This is a genomic window from Moorena bouillonii PNG (assembly GCF_001942495.1).
GTDB lineage: Bacteria > Cyanobacteriota > Cyanobacteriia > Cyanobacteriales > Coleofasciculaceae > Moorena > Moorena bouillonii.
This window is the reverse complement of sequence record NZ_MKZS01000001.1, coordinates 3,156,593-3,177,294: the sequence shown is the minus strand read 5'-3', so window position 1 is coordinate 3,177,294 and position 20,702 is coordinate 3,156,593. Positions and strand designations below refer to the sequence as shown.

The window sequence follows — 20,702 nt, the reverse complement described above, 5'->3', positions numbered from 1 at the left end:
TCACGTACGGTTTTGAAGACGAGTCAGTGAGGTGACTCACTGGCTTAGTTTAATCACCCTGGCTGAAAAATCAGCTTGCATTGGCGGGCTAAAGTCTACTTTGGTAGATTTTGGTAGCTAAAAAGTATCGGCTAGAGTAAGCTAGGATAGCCGGAAAGCTGAAGGTTCTTCGATCAAGTCAACAGAGGAGTTAAAGGTCAATTCCTGAAAAGTTCTGCTCCATGTTTCAGGCTTGATCAAATGCACTTCATCCTTCAAGCTCGCAGCTATTTCAAAGGCACTAACAACCAATAATTGACAACTAACAGATGAAGATTCTATTCGTTGCGGCGGAAGCAGCTCCAATTGCGAAAATTGGCGGTATGGCGGATGTAGTGGGATCATTACCCAAAACCTTGAGGCAATTGGGACAGGATGTCCGAATTTTCATGCCTTACTACGGCTTTTTGCCCGAGAAAATGGCGATTCCAGAGCAACCAGTGTGGTCCGGTGATGCTATGTTTCAACACTTCAATGTGTTTGAAACCCTACTACCAAAGACTAATGTCCCCTTATACCTATTTGGTCATGCTGCCTTTGCTGGTCGCCAAATCTATTCTGGAGATGATGAAGACTGGCGATTCACCCTATTTGCCAATGGTGCAGCTGAGTTTGCTTGGAACTACTGGAAGCCTGATGTTATTCACTGCCATGATTGGCACACAGGCATGATTCCCGTGTGGATGCACCAATCATCAGATATCAGCACAGTTTTCACAATTCACAACCTGGCTTATCAAGGTCCCCAGCGCTGGCGCTTAGAAGAAATTACTTGGTGTCCCTGGTATATGCAAGGTCATAATACTATGGCGGCAGCTGTACAGTATGCTAACCGGGTAAATACTGTTTCTCCCACCTACGCTCAACAAATCCAAACTCCTGAATACGGTGAATCCTTAGAAGGTTTGTTGTCATTTATCAGTGGTAAAACTGTTGGAATTGTCAATGGGATTGATACAGAAAGTTACAATCCCGAAACCGATAACTACATTCCTCACAACTTCACCGCTGATACTCTCGACATCCGCAGCAAAAACAAAGTAGCTCTCCAGAAAGAAGTCGGCTTAGCTATCAACCCTGATACCTGTGTGATCAGTATGGTTTCCCGTTTAGTGGAACAGAAAGGGATTGACCTGCTGGTTCAAGTTTTACAGGGTTTCCTAGCTTACACCGATTGTCAATTTTTAGTCCTAGGTACGGGAGAGCGCTACTATGAAACCCAACTGTGGGAAACCGCATCCCGCTATCCAGGACGAATGTCTGCTCAAATCCTATATAACGATCCTCTAGCTCGACGGATTTATGCTGGTAGTGATGTATTCTTGATGCCTTCTCGCTTTGAACCCTGTGGGATTAGCCAAATGCTGGCTATGCGTTACGGCTGTATCCCCATTGTACGGCGTACTGGCGGTTTGGTGGATACGGTTTCCCACCACGATCCGATCAATCAAACTGGCACGGGTTACTGCTTTGACCGCTACGAACCCTTAGATTTATATACTTGTATGGTTCGGGCTTGGGAAGGTTTCCGCTACAAGAAAGAATGGCGGAGTTTGCAACAACGAGCTATGAGCCAAGACTTTAGTTGGGAGAAGTCAGCCAGGGAATATATCAATATGTACCAAGATCTGGTAGGATTACCGGCAGAAGTACCTCAACATGTACCACAAGACAACCATTTAGTTGTTGCCAGCTAGACAGAACATTCCATAAGTTACACCTATTCTGTTACTGTGAACAGTGATCACTAAGGGAAGGCCATGGCCTTCCCTTAGTGGATTGGTGCTACAGCTGTTTCAAATTAGGTGCATGACTACTAGACTGCATGACTACTAGACAGAGAACCTTAGGGGGGGTTGCTATGAAGATTATGGGGAAACCGGTAGTAAAACCCAAGCGCAGCAATTATTCTAAGTACCAAGGACGGTGGAGCCGCCTAGAGGGCAAGATTTTCCCTCCTCAAGGCTCTAACCGAACAATATCTCCTTCATTCCTCAACCGCTTATCTCTAGCTCAAGTCATGCCCTGGGGGGTAGCCATGTTGCTCTCCCCAACTGGGCTACCAGCAATCGCAGAAATCACCTCAGCAGAAGGCAGTGCGACAATTGTAACTCCTAATGGTCAAAGCTTCGATATCACTGGTGGTAGCCTCTCTAGCGATCAACTGAATCTGTTCCACAGTTTTAAGGAATTTGGACTCGATTCCGGTCAGATTGCCAATTTTATCTCTAATAATCCCCAGGTTAGCAATATTTTGGGGCGAGTCGTAGGCGGTAAGCCCTCAATTATTAATGGTCTAATTCAAATCACAAGCGGTAATTATAACCCTAACTTATATTTAATGAACCCAGCCGGGATTATTTTTGGGGCTGATGCTCAACTGAATGTCCCTGCTTCCTTTACAGCAACCACAGCCACTGGGATTGGCTTTGAGAACGGGAATTGGTTTGATGCGTTTGGGGACAATAATGAGTACCAGAACTTAATTGGTGAGCCCACTAGCTTTGCCTTTGATTTAGCCCAACCTGGAAGTATCATTAACGCTGGTAACCTGGCAGTAGAAGACAATCAAACTATCGCATTGATCGGGGGTAGTGTGATTAACACTGCGGAAGAACTGAGGGCACCAGGAGGCAAGATTATTATCGCTGCTGTACCAGGAGAGAGTCTGATTAACATTTCTCAACCTGGAAATTTGTTGAGTCTAGAGATTGACCCCCCTCGTACACTAGATGGGCAACCATTAATAATTACCGCACTAGATATACCAGAGCTACTGACAGGACAAGCCCAAGGCGTTGAGACAAAACTCAGTGCCAATTCCAATGGAACCGTGCAGCTGACAGATTCTGGCACCACAGTTCCCACTGAGACAGGAACAACCATTGTCTCGGGGACCCTAGATGTTTCCAGCCCAGAACTTAAGCGACGCAGTGTAACAGTATTAGGCGATCGCATTGCTGTAATTAATGCCACCATTGACTCTTCCGGCGGTAATGGTGGCCAGGTGTGGATTGGGAAGCACCCCCAAGACAATCCAGACAATGTAAAACTAAATGCCAATCGCACCTTTGTCAGCCGTGATTCCGTGATTAAGGCTGATGGAGAAGCTGCAAATAGAGACGGAGGTCGAGTTACTGTCTGGTCAGAGGAAACCACAGCATTCTACGGGGAGATTACTGCCCGTGGCGCTCAAGAGCAAACTTCACAGGCCGGAAGTGATAGAACACCAGATGGTGGGACAGTTGAGATATCTAGCCAACAGACTTTAATCTTTGATGGCAAAAAAGTTGATGTCACCGCCCCTGTTGGTGAAAACGGCACAATTACATTTGACCACAATAACATTACTATTGTACCTGGGACAGGGATTGCTGGTCAGCAGCTAGCAGATAATCCCCTTGGTTTTGATGTGATGGAAATTTTGTCGGGGGATGGGGGGACATCTGGCTTTACCCTTGGCGCGAATGCCCTAGAACAAGTTTTGGGCAACATTGTTCTGAACGCTAGTAATGATATTACCGCCCCTAACTTGTCTCTGAACTTTTCTGGAGATATCACCATTGATGGCGTTAATGTCACTCTAGGTGATATCAAGACAAATGGGGGAGCGATTACAATCACAGCGTCTGAGACTCTGAGCACCCAAGAGCTTAACTCATCAACAACAGTTGGCAAGGGAGGGGATGTTACCCTAAATGGAGGTAATATTGATGTTAGCTGGATCAATGCCCAAGGTGCTAGCGATCGCAAAGGCGGTAATGTGGAAATTACCACAGAAGGTTTTTTTAAAGCCACTGGGACGTTTGACACCTTAATCGAGGGCAAAGAAACAGCAGTCAGCATTGCTACAGTTGGGGGAGATGGTGGAGGAGAAATCACCATCAGTCATGGTGGGAATGGGCAAACCCCCTTTGAGGTGGGAAATAGCAGTCCTAATGGTACAGAGGGAGCTATTTCTACAGGTGATTCTGCCATTCTTCCAACAGGAGACTTTTCGATCTACAAGTCAGATTTAGGTGATATAGAAATTAATACTGGGGAGCCATCTTCAAATGCGACTAGCGCAGGTCAAGAAATGGCTACCAATTTGTTGGGAAATTCTTCGACTAGCGAAGGTCAAGCAATGACTACCAATTTGCTCGGTAATTCTTTGAATAGCGAAGGTCAAGCAATGGCTGAAGATGTGATCTCAAATTCGACTAGCCAAGGTCAAGCAATGGCTGAAGATGTGATCTCAAATTCGACTAGCCAAGGTCAAGCAATGGCTGAAGATGTGATCTCAAATTCGACTAGCCAAGGTCAAGCAATGGCTACCAATCCCTATTCAAATCCGGCTAATATATTCCCCAGTCGCCCTCAACTATATCAGTATTCCCTTGAATTCTTACCAATTCTTACTCAACCAAAGCCTCAGGCAATTGCTCCCAAAACAGAATACACTCAAATAAACCATAAAAATACTAAATTAGAACCTAATTATAATCTTAAAAACCTTGAGTTTGTTAATTTTACACCTAAATCGAATTTAATCAACATTTATTACAATCAACCAGCACCACAGACTATAGCAGAGATTACTAATACTAATAGTACTAATATTAGTCAATCACTGGCACAATCAGTCCCACAGCAAGTTACCAGTAAATCCTCTAAATCTACCCTAGAAGCTGAAGCTGATGTTAAACAACTTGAGGGAGGCTTTACCTATGCCTTTGAAAAACATCTAGGCATTAGCAACACTCCCATAGTCACCCTGGAAGAAGCCCAAGCCCACCTGCGCCAGATTGAAACTATTACTGGACTCAAACCAGCCCTAATTTACCTCTTCTTTAAACCAGAATTTAAACCGGAAACTACTAAGGGCAATCTAGTCAATTCTAAAGGATTGACGTCAACCAAACCGGAACGAGAGAGAACGGAAAATCGGCAAAAGACTAGGTCACACTGGCAAGAAAATCTCGATACACAGCTGGAATTACTAGTCGTTACGGCTTCGGGAGCAGTAATTCGAAAACAGGTGCAGGGAGCAACGCGATCGCAAGTTCTCTCTGTTGCTCGGGAATTCCACAGGAGTATCACCAATCTCGAAAGCGCAAATGTCTACCTACCCTTGGCTCAGCAGTTGTATCGTTGGTTGATTGATCCAGTAGAGCAGGAGCTAAAAGCCCAAAAAATAAATAATCTTGCCTTTATCATGGACGTTGGTTTGCGCTCCTTACCCATGGCAGCACTTCATGATGGCACTGGGTTTCTTGTAGAACGATATAGCCTTGGTTTGATGCCAACTCTATCATTAACCAACATGAACTATGTAGACATTAGGAAATTTCAAGTCTTGGCCATGGGAGCATCCCAGTTTAAGAACAAAAACCCATTACCAGCAGTTCCTGTAGAGTTATCGATGGTTACAGAACAACTGTGGTCAGGAAAGGCATTACTTAACGAAGCGTTCACCGTAGCAAATTTGATAAAAGCTCGTGCCTCACAACCCTTTGGTATCGTTCATTTGGCTACCCATAGTGAATTCTTAGCCGGTAAGCCAAGTAATTCCTACATCCAGCTGTGGGATACCAAGCTGCAACTTAACCAGTTGCCTAAACTAGGCTTAAGTAAGCCTAAGGTGGAGTTGTTGGTCTTAAGTGCCTGTCGTACTGCCTTAGGAGACGAGCAAGCCGAATTAGGATTTGCCGGTCTAGCAGTGCTAGCGGGGGTCAAGTCCGCATTGGGAAGTCTCTGGTATGTCAGCGATGAGGGTACCCTGGGGCTAATGACAACGTTTTACGAAAAATTACAGCAAGTCCCAGTGAAAGCCGAGGCTATACGGAAAGCTCAGTTAAATTTGCTCAGGGGTACAGTCCGTCTGGAGAGAGGGAAGTTGGTAACGGATCAGGGCAGTTTTCCTTTACCAGCAGGGTTAGCCAAGTTGCCAGATGTGGAGTTACGACATCCCTACTATTGGAGCGCTTTTACCCTAATTGGCAACCCTTGGTAATGTTTGATCCTGATTAACAACTCCTGCTACAGAATAATTAAGCTGATTGAACCTCCCCACCCGTCGCAGGGATGGGGATTCCCAGGCACAGCCGTGCGCGACTGTTATCTCCATGGGCGTGACTTTCCCGCGCACCGTTCGCGTAGCGTGGCCATAGGCCAGGGTAGCTGAGTAGGGTCAATACCCAGTTTTTTTGAGACCCTTACTTTCTATATTAACACTATTTGACAGGGAAAAGAATACCCCGACCTAACAGGACGGGGATGAATTTTCCCTCTCAAACTCTCCCACTCTGATAATTGCGGTAATAGTTATCCTGGTTTTTCCTTGATGCTTGATTGTTAGAAAGCGAGGAACGAAACCTAGGTAGTGTCAACCATTCTGCACCACTTAAGGTTAGCATAGGTGGGAGTTGAACTGAACTTTCATGGACTTAAAGGCAGGCACAGTCTTGCACAACGGCAAATATGTTCTTCATAGCCAGCTAGGCAAAGGTGTCTTTAGCATCACCTACCTAGCCATCAACGCTGAGTCTGGTCAAACCGTCGTGATCAAAACCCTCAGCGACAATCTGTGCCACCATCCCCATGGTGAGCAGTTCAAGCGGCAATTTCTTGCCCTTGGTAGGCTCTTGAGCAGCTGTCAGCATCAGCATTTAGTCAGGGTAATCGAATCCTTTGAAGCTGCCGGACGACCTTACCTAGTCATGGAATATATTCCAGGGCAGACGTTAGCTGAACTCATCCAAGCCAACTTGGTTCCAGAAGCCCAAGCTATTGCATACATTCGTCAAATTGGCGATGCCCTGAGCATATTACATCAAAAGGGTTTGCTGCATCTAGATGTTAGACCGGAAAATATTATTCTGCGTCAAGATACCGATAAGCTAGTGCTATGTGAGTTTGGTATTACTAGTCAACTCACCCTAGGAGTCAGGCAAACCCACGCCAGTTTAATTGCTGCTGGGTATAGTGCCCCCGAACAGTACGTTTCTAAAGGACAACTTTCCCAGGCAACCGATGTTTATTCCTTAACCGCAACCTTTTACTGCTTGCTTACTGGAACCCCACCCTTACCTGCACCAGTCAGGGAAGTATTGCATGCCCAGGAAGGTTTCTATATTCTTTTCCTGCCGGACTTACCACCATGTCCACAAAACCTAACTCCAGTAGTTAAACAAGCAGTCTGGCGTGGCTTGCACATGGTCACCAATCAACGTCCTAAAACTGTAGAAGCTTGGTTATCGCTGCTGCCAACTCAGGAGAAAGTTGCTCAAAGCAGTTCTCAGTTGAAAGTCCTGAGTCCTCAGCAAAAGTCATTAATTGCCCCAAAACTGAGCACTCAGCCCTCAAAACTGAGCACTCAGCCCTCAAAACTGAGCACTCAGCCCTCAAAACTGAGCACTCAGCCCTCAAAACTGAGCACTCAGCCCTCAAAACTGAGCACTCAGCCCTCAAAACTGAGCACTCAAACCTCAAAACTGAGCACTCAAACCTCAAAACTGAGCACTCAGACCTTAGCTGTTATCAAAACTGTCCACGCCAAGCTCAAAACTCAAACCTCAAAACTCAAAACTACCAAAGCTGGATTCCCAGTGAAAGCCCTACTGATGACCGGTGCCCTTGCCGCCTCAGCCGGATTAGGATTTGGTTTCGCACTGCGAATTAACTCTCAAAAAGAACCTGGTTCTACCATCTTCCACACCGATCAATCCTTCCCTCCTCGCAGCAATTGGCCTTTGTCAGAACCCCAACTGTGAAACACTTTCAACCTGATCAAGGTGCTTTATTAATATTGATACTTACACAGGACTGACCCCGAACTCGCCACCAAACGCGCTTAATAAGTAGTAGGGCTACGAAGGAAAAGTTAAAGTTACTGCCTAAGCCCTGTGAGATTTAAATACATAAGATGATATAATAATCGTTTTTTAAATTGAAAGGACATGGTAGATGTGAAAAACTGAGGATATACGAAGCAAGTAACTAGATTTGAATTCACTCATAATCTTGGGCAAGTACGTTATAATTTGTAACGTAAGCTAAAGAAACTTATCAATGAGTAACTCTGTAATTCATGCCTTTTTTCTGGGTAGGGCTGCAGCTCAAGCCATTAATCGGCAGCTCGAGGATGCTCTGACCAATGCCCTGAGTGAGTTAGGCAAGTTTGATGCTGAGCAGCGTGAGCGACTGCGGCAGTTTACCGATCAGGTCATTGAAAGTGCCAATCGCGAAGCTGGAGCAGCTGATTCTACTATTAGTAACACAGGCAGTAACACAGCTAGTAACACAGGGAAAACAGGATCCAAACCAGCTGATCTGCAAGCCATGATTGATGAGCTGCGAGCAGAAATTGCCAGCTTGCGTACGGAATTAAAAAACTATCGCAAGCAATCTTGATCAGATTTATCGTTACTACCCTAGATTATCTACAGAAGTGAGTAGTTTCGACATAATTTTTAATAACCTGCTATTTTTTTGATAAAAACCTTACAGATAAATCCGAGTGTCTGCTCTTTCTCAGAAATCTATTAACCTTACACTAGATCAGGAACAAAATGTGTCTAGGCAAAGTTCTATAGGTAAGCAATACAGCGAAAAAGCTTATCGGTGGAATCAAGAAAATTACTCCCGTCAAAGGCGTTTTATTGATATTTGGCGTTTTGTTTTGACCCTCATCACTGGGTTGTGGCTTGATGGTAAACCTTGGAGTTATCGGGGAGGATATACAGAGCAAAAGCACGCATATAGACGCAAAACACAAGCTATCTGGATTCGAGATACATTCTTAGATCTAGGACCAACGTTTATCAAAGTTGGACAGTTATTCTCCACCCGTGCTGATATATTCCCCAGTGAGTATGTAGAAGAACTGAGCAAACTACAAGACCGGGTTCCTGCCTTTAGTTACGAGCAAGTTGAGCAGATAATCCAGGAAGATTTAGGCAAGCCCATCAAGGAACTGTTCAGTGCTTTTGACCCAATTCCTCTGGCGGCGGCTAGCTTAGGGCAAGTTCACAAAGCTCAACTTCGCAGTGGTGAAGAGGTAGCGATTAAGATCCAAAGACCAGGCTTAAAAAAACTGTTTACCATTGATTTAAAAATTCTCAAGGGGATCGCCTATTACTTCCAAAACCATCCAGACTGGGGGCGTGGTCGGGACTGGAGTGGGATTTATGAAGAGTGCTGTCGTATTCTTTGGGAAGAAATTGATTATCTTAATGAAGGCCGAAATGCAGATACATTTCGGCGCAACTTCCGCAGCTATGACTGGGTGAAGGTACCCCGTGTCTACTGGCGCTATACCTCATCACGAGTTTTGACCCTAGAGTTTTTACCAGGGATTAAGATTAGTAGTTACGAAGCTCTAGAAGCAGCTGGTCTAGACCGCAAATTAATCGCTCGTCTGGGAGCAGAAGCTTACCTACAGCAGTTGCTAAATGATGGCTTCTTCCATGCTGACCCCCATCCGGGAAATATTGCGGTTAGTCATCAGGGTTCCCTGATCTTTTACGACTTTGGCATGATGGGGCAGATTAAGGCCAATGTGCGCGAGCAACTTATGGAAACCCTGTTTGGCATTGCCCAAAAAGACGGCGACCGAGTGGTGACTTCCCTAATTGAATTGGGTGCGCTCTCACCAGTGAGTGATATGGGACCGGTAAGGCGCTCAGTTCAGTATATGCTGGATAATTTCATGGATAAGCCCTTTGAGGATCAATCGATCACTAACATCAGCGATGACCTCTACGAAATTGCCTATGGCCAGCCTTTTCGATTCCCAGCAACGTTCACATTTGTGATGCGAGCCTTTTCTACACTGGAAGGAGTGGGTAAAGGCTTAGACCCCGAATTTAATTTTATGGAAGTTGCAAAACCCTTCGCACTAGAGATTATGACCAACGGCAACACTCCCGACAACAATAGCTTTATTAATGAACTGGGACGCCAAGCCGCACAGATGAGTAGTACTGCATTAGGTTTGCCCCAACGCATTGAAAGTACTATTGAAAAATTAGAAAGAGGAGACCTGCGCATTCGAGTGCGCTCTATTGAATCAGACCGGGTTTTACGACGGCTGAGTGGTATTCAGTTGGGAACCAACTATACTTTATTAATCAGTGCCTTCACCCTTTCGGCTACCATTTTATTTGTAAATGGTAATGTCCTACTAGCTTTGGTAGTCGTTTTGGTGGCAACTGTGTTAGGATTTGCCTTAATTAGGTTGCTCCGACGGCTTGACCGGTTTGATCGGATGTTGTAGTTGTTGTAAAGTCGTAATAACTCCTTATCCCACGATCTATCCACTGTAGTAGCAAGTACTAGGAGGCTAAATCGTTGGATATTTCGGCATTTATCCGGACATCTTTGGACATTTCCTTAATTCAACTGAATCAGGTCGATAATAATCATGTTTCTATCCATCAAAATCAAACTGAAGCTCAAAGACGAGCAGAAAGCATCAAGCCAGTAAACAACCGATGTGATGAAAAGTTGCTTCGCCGGTATTACAGATCCGGGCTTACTACGTACAGTTAACCAAGATGACTACTACATAGACCCGGACGGTCGCTTCTTTATTGTTGCCGACGGTATGGGTGGTCATGCCGGTGGACAAGAGGCAAGTAAAATCGCCACTGAGGCGATTAAGACTTATTTGAATAAAGATTGGAACTCTCAAACTCCTTCTGATGAGTTACTAGAACAAGCGATCTATCAGGCCAATCAGGCTATCCTCAACGATCAGCAAACTCATCCAGAACGGTCAGATATGGGAACCACTGCCGTAGTGGTGATGTTCCGTCAAAACCAGTGTTGGTTTTCTCATGTAGGAGATTCTCGCCTCTATCGGTTCCGAAATTCTAAGTTAGAGAAGATTACAGAAGACCACACCTGGGTAGCCAGAGCCGTTAAGTTGGGAGAACTGACAGCTAAACAGGCTCGGATGCATCCCTGGCGTCATGTTCTGTCTCAATGTCTAGGCAGAAAGGACTTACCTAAAGTCAATGTCTATCGGATAGAAGTTAAATTATGCGATCGCCTTTTGCTTTGTAGCGATGGACTCACCGAAGAACTTTCCGATGAATTGATTGCTTCCTCTCTCCAAGATAGTTCAAGTATTGAGCAGGCTCTGGATATCCTTGTTGAAGCAGCTAAAGAAGAAGGCGGTAGGGATAACATTACTGTGGTTATTGTAGAGATTGGGGAAAGGATGAATGGTGTTGGGTGAAAAGTGTTGGGTGAAGGTGCGTTATTAACACACCCTACAGGTAGAGTTACTTCGTAAATACAGCTTGGATATACCAGTTACTAGCACTGAGGTAAAACAGAAAGCTCGCTCGCTGGGCTTTCATAAGGTCGGAATTGCAGCTGTGGATGTTGATCATCATGACTCAGCAGAGCAAAACTTGAAGGCTTGGCTAGCGTTAGGGTATCAAGCAGACATGGCTTGGATGGCAAATCCTCGACGCTTGGGTATTCGTGGCTGTATGCCAGAGGTGAAGTCGGTAATTTGTGTTGCTCTCAACTACTACACCCCTCACCAGCGTCCCGAAAACCCTGAGTATGGGAAAATCTCCCGTTACGGTTGGGGCAGAGATTACCACAAGGTCATGCATAAAAAATTGAAGGAATTGACCTGTTGGTTACAAGCACAAGCAGAAGAAATCCAGGTGCGTTACTATGCTGATACAGGGCCAGTACAAGATAAAGTCTGGGCGCAGCGCTCAGGTATTGGTTGGATTGCTAAAAATGGTAATGTAATTACGCGGGAGTATGGCAGTTGGGTATTTTTAGGGGAAGTGTTGACTAACCTAGCCTTGACCCCAGATACCCCTCACACTTCACACTGTGGTAGCTGTACCCGCTGTATTCAAGCCTGCCCAACGGGTGCTATTACCAAACCGTTTGTCGTTGATGCCAACCGCTGCATCGCCTATCATACCATTGAGAATCGGGCTGCAAACTTGCCGGAATCGATTAAACCCCATTTAGACGGCTGGGTTGCTGGTTGTGACATCTGTCAAGATGTTTGCCCCTGGAACCAACGTTTTGCTAAAGAAACTGATGTGGTAGAGTTTCAGCCCTACCCTGAGAATGTGGCTCCTCGACTCACGGAATTAGCTACTATATCTGATCAGGAGTGGAATCGACGGTTTCCAGCTTCGGCGCTGCGGCGTATTAAGCCAAATATGCTACGGCGCAATGCCCAAGCTAATATTGATGCATCTCAAAAATCGGTTGACTAGTCTGACTAGTCATTGATTACTTCGGTGGCGGGTGGCGAATTGCGAATTGCGAATTGTTAATTGTTAATTGCTCAATGAGTGTAAAAGTAATTCTTTTTGATTTTGATGGGACTCTGGCTGATACCCTTACTGCCATTGTCAAGATTAGTAATAGCTTAGCGGGAGAATTTGGATATCAGCCCACATCAGCTGAAAAATTGGAGCAAGTTAGACATTTAAGCTCTAGGGAAATTATTAAGCAATCGGGTATTTCGAGGTTTAGAATCCCGTTTTTGTTGAAAAAAGTCCAAAAACTCTTACGCGAAGATATTCAAAGTTTAACTCCTATTCCTGGACTAATAGACGTTTTAAATGATTTGAAATCTGAAGGTTACCAATTAGGAATATTGACATCTAACTCTGCAGAGAACGTTAACCTTTTCCTGGAAACTAATTCTTGGGTAAAGCTTTTTGATTTTGTTGACTCAGGGAGTCCCATATTTGGAAAAGAAAAAGTTATTCGTAAATTCCTCAAAAAACATAATTTAAATCCTGCTGATGTGATCTATGTCGGAGATGAAACTAGGGATATTGAGGCAGCTAAACAAAATAATATTAAAGTAGTTGCTGTCAGTTGGGGATTTAATTATAAAGAAGTTCTAGCTCAATATCAACCCGATTTTTTGATCGACGACCCCCAGGAGTTATCTGAACTAGTATCTAATTTAGAACAATCAAAAGTTAAATCAAAAGTAATTTGTTATTAGGAATTAGTTAATTGTTCCTTATTACTTGTTAATTTACCAATGATAATTTGACCAATGACAATTTGAGATCAGCCCATTTGCGCATCACATCTTGCACTACTACCAATAATCCGCCAGGGATGAAAATCCCAGCGCGAGTAAATCCAGTCCTCTCAACAGGAGTAAATGCTTGTCAGATCAAGCTTGAAGTCTATATATAGCCAATCCAATAGGTTGTATAAAGCCAGGTTATCTAAGAATTGGATTGGCTTGTATTATCCTTTTTTTATCTGAATTATCGATTAGTTTACCCATCAATTGATACCGTAACCAGCTATATAGCAGAAGTCAGAAGTCAGAAATCAGAAGTCAGAAGTCAAACTCTTGCGCTTACTTAGGTTTGAGACTTTTGTCATGTCCGCGCCTGCCCTGGCGACTGCTATAGCTAAAAAAACTATGGTCAAGTAACAATGCTTACTGCTGTTTATCATATACTGATCATTTTGTCAAATTCTACAAATCTCCACTACACCTGACACCCAGTCTTAACCAACAAGCTTTGGTGCGTAAGTCCTGAAATTGACCAATTGCCGTTGTTCGATAAAAGTTGAATTAAATCGTCAATTTAAGCTGAAAAACTCAATTTGAGTGGAAAATAGGAATATAGAGCAGGATTAGCGAAGAGCAACGTGAAATATTTCTTTTTATCGGAAGGCTGGATAGTCGGGCGCGTTTGGGAGTTTGGAGGTCTTTGGAACGAAAACGCTTGGCGACGGCTGCCAGAAATTAAGCAAATGAACCTTTCTATCCTAGAGCAAGGAGAAAAATTGTGGCTCTATCAGGTTGAAGACCTTGTGGTTATGCTTGAAGTCAAACCCATGCCTAACACCTCACCTGAGTCAGCAAAAACTATTGGTCAAGTTGTCCTAAAACGCTTGATCACTGCTGAGCAAGTTCTCGAGCGCTTAGCGATGACACATACTGAAATAATGGTAGCGGGCAAAGGTTAACTGATGGGAAAAGGCACCAGGGGACAAGGAAGAAGAAGGAGAAGAGGGTCAGGATAGGGAATATGAGGAAATAATACTTTTGATTGCGATTTGTGATCAAAGCTATAGCTCGGGTTAGCAGTTAATCAAAAAACCCTACCCATAGGATTGGACCCTAATACCGAGTTGCATATCAATAGCCCTTTGAGCCCCAGCTTTTACCACCTCTGGACTCTTTACCCTCTGCCCCCTCCCCTCTTAAGTGCTTTAGGTAATATCGTTTAAACTCAACTGGGCATAAGTTCTATCCTTGTGCCTTTTTCCATATACATTTTTCATGTTGATTTGTGTCCGACTATTGCTAATCAGTAAAGAGGCTACCGGAATGAATTTGACAATTTTTAGGTTTTAGAAGCTATATTGCTCTAATTTAGGCAAATACAAGGTAAATTTGCCCAATATAGCTGGTTAAGCGCTTCCGACCCTAAGCTGAGAACACGAGCGTTCGCTTGCAATCGGCTCTAACAATAGTTACACTTCTTTAAACAAACTTTAGTTTCATACATACTTTGTCCTACCTAAGTTGCCAATGGCGATATCTAGGGGGGCTACCAAAGTAGCGATACAGTTAGGTTCATACCTAACCAAGGTCGGTCGGAGAGCTTGAAAGCTCTCCAAACAGTGTCAAATTAAAGAAATCATACCGTAAGCGTTGTCAGATGAGGTTTTTAACCCCTCGAACAACGTTACTCTTAGGATCCCCTGTGTTTCAAGCGGGGGGAAGTTCAAGGCGATTTCTAACATACTGATCAAAAGAAGCGTCGAAGTAAAAACTCTATATTAGGAGGAGCGTAGTCAATGGGACTACCCTGGTACCGAGTACACACGGTCGTCCTGAATGATCCAGGACGTCTGCTAGCTGTGCACTTGATGCATACAGCCCTGGTGGCAGGCTGGGCTGGTTCAATGGCCCTGTACGAATTGGCAATTTTTGATCCGAGTGACCCGATTCTTAACCCGATGTGGCGTCAGGGGATGTTCGTCATGCCCTTTATGGCTCGTCTAGGGGTTACTGATTCCTGGGGGGGCTGGAGCATCACTGGTGAAACTGTAACCAATGCAGGCTTATGGTCTTTTGAAGGTGTCGCTGCAACTCATATTATCCTTTCTGGTTTATTGTTCCTGGCTGCCGTATGGCACTGGGTTTACTGGGATTTAGATGTGTTCAGAGACCCACGCAGTGGCGAACCAGCTCTCGATTTGCCAAAAATTTTTGGTATTCACCTGTTCTTATCTGGTTTACTCTGCTTTGGCTTTGGTGCCTTTCACTTGACTGGGCTTTGGGGTCCTGGGATGTGGGTATCTGATGCTTATGGTCTCACTGGTAGTGTTCAAGCGATCGCACCAGAATGGGGACCAGCAGGCTTTAACCCCTATAACCCTGGAGGTATTGTCGCTCACCATATCGCTGCTGGTGTTGTTGGGGTTATTGCTGGTTTATTCCACTTAACAGTACGACCACCAGAGCGCTTGTTTAAAGCTCTACGGATGGGGAATATCGAAACGGTACTCTCCAGCAGTATCGCGGCTGTGTTTTTTGCTGCATTTGTAGTAGCAGGCACCATGTGGTACGGCAGTGCTGCTACCCCAATTGAACTGTTTGGTCCAACTCGCTATCAGTGGGATCAGGGGTATTTCCAACAGGAAATTAACCAACGGGTACAAGCTGAATTGGCTGATGGTGCTAGCTTGTCAGAAGCTTGGTCATCGATTCCAGAGAAGCTGGCATTCTATGACTATATAGGCAACTCCCCTGCCAAAGGTGGTTTGTTCCGTACAGGTCCGATGGACAAAGGGGATGGCATTGCTGAAGGTTGGCTAGGTCATGCGGTGTTCACAGACAGTGAAGGTCGGGAGCTGACCGTTCGTCGGATGCCGAACTTCTTTGAAACCTTCCCGATCATTTTGACCGATGCTAATGGTGTAGTTCGTGCGGACATACCTTTCCGACGGGCTGAATCTAGGTATAGTTTCGAGCAAGCTGGTGTCACTGCTAGCTTCTACGGTGGAGTTCTTGATGGTCAAACCTTTACTGACCCATTCGATGTGAAGCAATACGCTCGTACTGCTCAGCTGGGTGAGGGCTTCCAATTTGACCGTGAAACCCTAAACTCTGATGGTGTGTTCCGCACTAGTACCCGGGGTTGGTTCACCTTTGGTCATGCTGTCTTTGCACTGTTGTTCTTCTTTGGGCACATCTGGCACGGCTCACGCACCCTCTATCGGGATGTGTTTGCTGGTGTCGATCCTGACCTAGAGGAAGAGCAAGTCGAGTGGGGCTTCTTCCAGAAGCTTGGTGATAAGAGTACCCGTAGGACAGAGCCTATCTAGAGGTTAACTATCTCCTATCACAGTTTGACTTAAAAGCAAAAGGCAGAAGAAAAGAAATTTTCTTTTGCCTTTTTGCTATTTCTGTGGTTATAGCAAGGTAGACTGGTAAGTGAGAAGATAACCAACAATTATAGCTATGGAATCAGTTGCTTATATCTTAATCTTGACCTTAGCCCTAGGCACCCTATTTTTTGCCATTGCTTTTCGGGAACCGCCTAAGATTGGTAAGTAGTTTACCTCGATTTACTCAAATCGAAATTCAACAGTTCTGTGGATGCTCTGAGCCGCAATAGCCTGTAGATGACCTTATAGGATATAAGGAAGTTAACAGGTTTGAGGTTTATATCGGCTCAGCTTCCATCTAATCGTTATTTTGACAGTACCGACTCTTAGGGCGTTCCAAATATCTGCCGCCAATCAGTCCACTCAGCAAGAAAAAAAATTATCTTATGCGATGCCCCTCTTGTCACCACACCGAGAGCCGCGTTCTTGAGTCTCGTTCTACTGAGGCAGGGAAAAGTGTGAGGCGACGTCGGGAGTGTTTGGGATGCAAACATCGCTTCACGACATATGAGCGGATCGAATTTGTGCCAATAACTGTGATCAAGCGGGATGGCAAGCGGGAATCATTTGACCGTTCCAAGTTATTACGGGGAATTATACGTGCTTGTGAAAAAACCGGTATTCTCCAAAAACGCCTGGAAGCATTGGTTGATGAGATTGAAGCAGAATTGCAACAGCGATTTGGTCGGGAAGTCATCAGTCACGAAATTGGCGAGTTAGTCTTGCGCTACCTACGTTCGGAGAGTGAAGTGGCTTATGTACGCTTTGCTTCCGTCTATGGCAAATTTCAAGGGATTAGAGATTTTGTTACTACCCTAGAGGATCTCCAACAGGAAGATGTACCAATGGAAATCCCCCAGGTTCCGCCAACCCCCTCAGATCAGGTAGAAGAAATAAAGACATCCACTTCGGTGTAATTGATCAGATGTTTGTTCATGGTTGACGGTTGATGGTTGACTCTCAAACGTACAAGGTCAACTAGTGGTCTCCTGTCCAGTTGTATGGTTACCATTTGTAGAGATGTTCCACGCAAGGTCTCTACAGGAAGAAGGATTAAGAAACAAACCAGCGTGAGGTTTGGAAACCCGATCTAGGCAAGAGCAGGTTACCGATGCTACCGGACTTAAGATGAGTTTCTTACAGCTAAAGCCGGATTTTAGGGAGCTAGACTAGAAAGTGAAAGAATTTTCAACTCAAGGGCGTGAATTCTATTGAAGCCTAACTAGGTTTACCCAGGAGTTGAGTCAAGGCAAGACCAAAGAGCAAACAGCCATGAAGAAACGTTTCTGGATGAGAGCATGGATGGCTAATGCAGAGGTAAACACCTCTCCACAGCCGCTGGCAAATCCTGAGGTTAGATTACAGCAACCTCAGGAAAACCGCAAGTTAGTCAAATTCTGGCGTATTGCTGCCAGTTTGCTCCTTTGGCAAGGGGTGATACTGGGTACCCCAGCCCAAGCACAGCTTAAACAAGAGAAATCTCTAACCTATAGTGAGCTATTAGAGAAAGTTAAAAATCGGGAAGTCGCTAAAATAGAAATTGATGAAGCTACTAAGATTGCTAAAGTTAGCCTAAAGGAGGCCAAGGAGAATGAACCTCCTCAACGAGTTGCTTTGTTCGATCAAAACTCCTTGCTACTCAAGGAACTCCGTCAACAGAATGTTCCCACTGAAATTAAGCGCTCTGCGGATAACTCAGCCGCTTTAGGTCTAATTGCCAACTTATTTTTGCTTCTGTTGTTACTAGCAGGCTTGATGATGATCCTGCGACGCTCTGCGAGTAATTCTGGTCAAGCCTTAAACTTTGGCAAATCCCGAGCACGGTTTCAGATGGAAGCCAAAACCGGGGTTCTGTTTGATGATGTAGCAGGTATTCAAGAAGCTAAGGAGGAATTGCAAGAAGTTGTCACATTCCTCAAACAACCAGAACGCTTTACTGCTGTTGGAGCACGCATCCCGAAAGGTGTGCTGCTAGTCGGTCCTCCAGGAACTGGTAAAACTCTCTTAGCCAAAGCGATCGCTGGTGAAGCAGGAGTTCCCTTCTTTAGCATCTCTGGTTCCGAATTCGTGGAAATGTTTGTGGGTGTTGGTGCCTCCCGTGTCCGTGACTTGTTCAGAAAAGCCAAAGAAAATGCCCCTTGCTTGGTCTTCATTGATGAAATTGATGCAGTAGGACGGCAACGGGGAGCAGGGATTGGCGGTGGAAACGATGAACGGGAGCAAACCCTTAACCAATTGCTGACGGAAATGGATGGGTTTGAAGGCAACACAGGTATTATTATTATTGCTGCCACTAATCGCCCAGATGTCCTGGATGCTGCACTATTACGTCCTGGACGCTTTGACAGACAAGTTATTGTGGATTACCCTGACTACAAAGGCAGGAATAACATTCTGGAAGTCCACGCTCGCAACAAAAAGATTGACCCTGAGGTTTGTCTAGAAACTGTTGCTAAGCGTACCCCTGGGTTTACTGGTGCTGACTTAGCCAACCTACTCAACGAAGCGGCAATCCTGACTGCCCGCCGCCGCAAAGATGCCATCACTATGCTCGAGATCAATGATGCTATTGACCGGGTGGTAGCTGGGATGGAAGGCACTCCTCTAGTGGACAGCAAGAATAAGCGATTAATTGCCTACCATGAAGTAGGACATGCTGTAATTTCCACTCTCTTACCGGATCACGACCCGGTACAGAAAGTAACCCTAATTCCCCGAGGGCAAGCCCGTGGTTTGACCTGGTATATTCCTGATGAAGAGCAAGGTTTGATTACTCGGGCTCAACTAAAAGCCCAAATTACTGCTGCTTTAGGGGGTAGAGCGGCAGAAGAAGAAATTTTTGGTGAGGCTGAAGTGACTACTGGTGCTGTTGGGGACTTGCGACAAGTTACCTCGCGAGCACGGCAGATGGTAACCCGCTTTGGAATGAGTGATTTGGGTCCTCTGTCCTTAGAAGATCCAGGGGGAGAAGTCTTTCTAGGGGGTAATGTGATTAATAGGGCTGAGTACTCAGAGAAAATTGCTGCCCACATTGATGCCCAAGTGCGCACAATTGTGCAGCATTGCCATGGCCATGCTCGTCAGTTAGTCCGGGAAAATCGGGTAATAATTGACCGATTAGTAGACCTGTTGATAGATCAAGAAACTATCGAAGGAGACCAGTTACGCAAAATTGTAGAAGAACAAACCCAGATGGACAAGGAACAATTGGTAGTTTCGTAGTTTCTAGTTAAACGATCACGCGGCATGCATGTTTGAAACATGTTAATGGTTAATGGTTAATGGCCATTAACCATTAACTATGGTGCCAATCAAGCTCGTGTTTTATACATTGCCCGCAGCACCTGGGCTGGGTCAACGTATTGCTTGCCATACTTCAATCCCCAGTGCAGATGAGGACCGGTGGTACGACCAGTCATCCCTACTCGACCGATTCTAGCTCCAGAAGGCAACAGTTGGCCTTCCTTGATCTGAATGCCACCGGAGTTGTCAATTAAATAGCGAGTACCTCCATTTTTAACTGCGTATCCTTTCATGTGACAGTAGATGTGCTGCCACTTGCCCGATTGAATAGTTATTGAGGTGCCGCAAGCAGTACCATCAGAAATTTTAATTACTTTACCACTCCACCAGTTACGGATATAGCTTCCTTCAGGGGCAGCTATGTCTAAACCTCGGTGGAATTCCCATCCAGAACCTCTAGGAGAGGGTCGGTAACCGAAGCCAGAGGTGTAGCCCCGGAAGTTTTCTACGGGAAAGGAACCCCCTTTGGCAAAACTTCTTACTCCGGCTACCAAGCTTGAGGGAGGTTCTGATGCAGTTACTGGCTGGCTGGGCAAACTCGAAAGGGTACTTAAACCGATTAAACTCGTTAAACTCAGTCCAGCGAAAATTAGAAGCCTTGATAAATAACCACTGCGCATTAGTTCTAGTCTGGCTTTAGCTAGTTAGGGGTCTTTCCATTTATATCCCTCCAGATCACCTGCCATCAGCAGGGTGTTTGGGGTGTTTGAGGTATTTATCAAAATCTTGAGTTTTGTTAAGATACCTCAATAAGCTAATACACATTTAACTTGCACAATTTAGCGATGCAGCGCGGTCTTGGGGAGGCAGCGCGGTCTTGGGGGTCTCCCCCATGAGCGACTGCCGTGGTTTCCCCCACTCGCTATTGCATCAAGACAAGGATTGAATTTTTTGTTAAGGGTTGACCTTTGACTAACCGTTCTGCCCGTGTCTACTGTGCGCATGTCTAG

The 20,702-nt window shown here is 45.1% G+C and carries 14 protein-coding genes; 13 read left to right on the top strand and 1 reads right to left on the bottom strand.

Going from position 1 to position 20,702, the window contains the following annotated elements:
* Nucleotides 1-308: 308 nt before the first annotated feature.
* The 13 genes from glgA to ftsH all read left to right on the top strand — a co-directional run bounded on the left by glgA (nucleotide 309) and on the right by ftsH (nucleotide 19,671).
* Nucleotides 309-1,736, top strand: a complete 1,428-nt coding sequence (gene glgA, locus BJP37_RS12935) for a glycogen synthase GlgA (protein WP_075899313.1) — start codon at nucleotides 309-311, stop codon at nucleotides 1,734-1,736.
* 128 nt (nucleotides 1,737-1,864) lie between these two features.
* Nucleotides 1,865-6,034, top strand: coding sequence for a CHAT domain-containing protein (locus tag BJP37_RS12930; RefSeq protein WP_075899311.1), 4,170 nt, complete (start codon nucleotides 1,865-1,867; stop codon nucleotides 6,032-6,034).
* A gap of 427 nt (nucleotides 6,035-6,461) precedes the next feature.
* Nucleotides 6,462-7,793, top strand: coding sequence for a protein kinase domain-containing protein (locus BJP37_RS44990; RefSeq protein WP_075899309.1), 1,332 nt, complete (start codon nucleotides 6,462-6,464; stop codon nucleotides 7,791-7,793).
* 298 nt (nucleotides 7,794-8,091) lie between these two features.
* Nucleotides 8,092-8,433 carry a DUF6825 family protein gene (locus BJP37_RS12920; protein ID WP_075899307.1) on the top strand — a complete coding sequence of 114 codons (342 nt, stop codon included), beginning with the start codon at nucleotides 8,092-8,094 and terminating at the stop codon, nucleotides 8,431-8,433.
* A gap of 160 nt (nucleotides 8,434-8,593) precedes the next feature.
* Nucleotides 8,594-10,297: an ABC1 kinase family protein gene (locus BJP37_RS12915; protein ID WP_330359496.1), complete on the top strand. Its 1,704-nt coding sequence runs from the start codon at nucleotides 8,594-8,596 to the stop codon at nucleotides 10,295-10,297.
* A 222-nt stretch (nucleotides 10,298-10,519) separates the two neighbouring features.
* Complete coding sequence (locus BJP37_RS12910) at nucleotides 10,520-11,263, top strand: Stp1/IreP family PP2C-type Ser/Thr phosphatase (protein WP_198954026.1); 744 nt, start codon at nucleotides 10,520-10,522, stop codon at nucleotides 11,261-11,263.
* Between the two features lie 64 nt (nucleotides 11,264-11,327).
* Nucleotides 11,328-12,281: a tRNA epoxyqueuosine(34) reductase QueG gene (gene queG, locus BJP37_RS12905; RefSeq protein ID WP_075899303.1), complete on the top strand. Its 954-nt coding sequence runs from the start codon at nucleotides 11,328-11,330 to the stop codon at nucleotides 12,279-12,281.
* 74 nt (nucleotides 12,282-12,355) lie between these two features.
* Nucleotides 12,356-13,027, top strand: a complete 672-nt coding sequence (locus BJP37_RS12900) for an HAD-IA family hydrolase (RefSeq protein ID WP_075899301.1) — start codon at nucleotides 12,356-12,358, stop codon at nucleotides 13,025-13,027.
* A 668-nt stretch (nucleotides 13,028-13,695) separates the two neighbouring features.
* Nucleotides 13,696-14,016 (top strand): hypothetical protein, encoded by a 321-nt coding sequence (locus tag BJP37_RS12895; protein ID WP_070392016.1) that lies wholly within the window; start codon nucleotides 13,696-13,698, stop codon nucleotides 14,014-14,016.
* Between the two features lie 837 nt (nucleotides 14,017-14,853).
* Nucleotides 14,854-16,386, top strand: a complete 1,533-nt coding sequence (gene psbB, locus BJP37_RS12890) for a photosystem II chlorophyll-binding protein CP47 (protein ID WP_075899299.1) — start codon at nucleotides 14,854-14,856, stop codon at nucleotides 16,384-16,386.
* 136 nt (nucleotides 16,387-16,522) lie between these two features.
* Nucleotides 16,523-16,618, top strand: a complete 96-nt coding sequence (locus BJP37_RS12885; protein ID WP_008180851.1) for a photosystem II reaction center protein T — start codon at nucleotides 16,523-16,525, stop codon at nucleotides 16,616-16,618.
* Nucleotides 16,619-16,835: 217 nt separating this feature from the next.
* A complete protein-coding gene (nrdR, locus tag BJP37_RS12880) occupies nucleotides 16,836-17,366 on the top strand; it encodes a transcriptional regulator NrdR (RefSeq protein WP_070392014.1) in 531 nt (176 codons plus the stop codon).
* Between the two features lie 385 nt (nucleotides 17,367-17,751).
* The gene (gene ftsH, locus BJP37_RS12875) at nucleotides 17,752-19,671 is read left to right on the top strand and encodes an ATP-dependent zinc metalloprotease FtsH (protein WP_070396567.1); all 1,920 of its coding nucleotides are present in this window, start codon (nucleotides 17,752-17,754) and stop codon (nucleotides 19,669-19,671) included.
* Between the two features lie 89 nt (nucleotides 19,672-19,760).
* Here the strand turns inward: ftsH and BJP37_RS12870 are convergent, their stop codons facing one another.
* Entirely contained in the window at nucleotides 19,761-20,372 is a 612-nt protein-coding gene (locus BJP37_RS12870) for a M23 family metallopeptidase (protein ID WP_075899297.1), read from the bottom strand.
* Nucleotides 20,373-20,702 lie beyond the last annotated feature (330 nt).

What these genes read in the sequence shown, in the direction of transcription:
- BJP37_RS12930 (WP_075899311.1), top strand. Translation starts at nt 1,865, where the DNA reads ATGACTACTAGACAGAGAACCTTAGGGGGGGTTGCTATGAAGATTATG.
- BJP37_RS12885 (WP_008180851.1), top strand. Translation starts at nt 16,523, where the DNA reads ATGGAATCAGTTGCTTATATCTTAATCTTGACCTTAGCCCTAGGCACC.
- BJP37_RS12910 (WP_198954026.1), top strand. Translation starts at nt 10,520, where the DNA reads ATGAAAAGTTGCTTCGCCGGTATTACAGATCCGGGCTTACTACGTACA.
- nrdR (WP_070392014.1), top strand. Translation starts at nt 16,836, where the DNA reads ATGCGATGCCCCTCTTGTCACCACACCGAGAGCCGCGTTCTTGAGTCT.
- BJP37_RS12920 (WP_075899307.1), top strand. Translation starts at nt 8,092, where the DNA reads ATGAGTAACTCTGTAATTCATGCCTTTTTTCTGGGTAGGGCTGCAGCT.
- BJP37_RS44990 (WP_075899309.1), top strand. Translation starts at nt 6,462, where the DNA reads ATGGACTTAAAGGCAGGCACAGTCTTGCACAACGGCAAATATGTTCTT.
- glgA (WP_075899313.1), top strand. Translation starts at nt 309, where the DNA reads ATGAAGATTCTATTCGTTGCGGCGGAAGCAGCTCCAATTGCGAAAATT.
- BJP37_RS12900 (WP_075899301.1), top strand. Translation starts at nt 12,356, where the DNA reads ATGAGTGTAAAAGTAATTCTTTTTGATTTTGATGGGACTCTGGCTGAT.
- psbB (WP_075899299.1), top strand. Translation starts at nt 14,854, where the DNA reads ATGGGACTACCCTGGTACCGAGTACACACGGTCGTCCTGAATGATCCA.
- BJP37_RS12870 (WP_075899297.1), bottom strand. Translation starts at nt 20,372, where the DNA reads ATGCGCAGTGGTTATTTATCAAGGCTTCTAATTTTCGCTGGACTGAGT.
- ftsH (WP_070396567.1), top strand. Translation starts at nt 17,752, where the DNA reads ATGGCTAATGCAGAGGTAAACACCTCTCCACAGCCGCTGGCAAATCCT.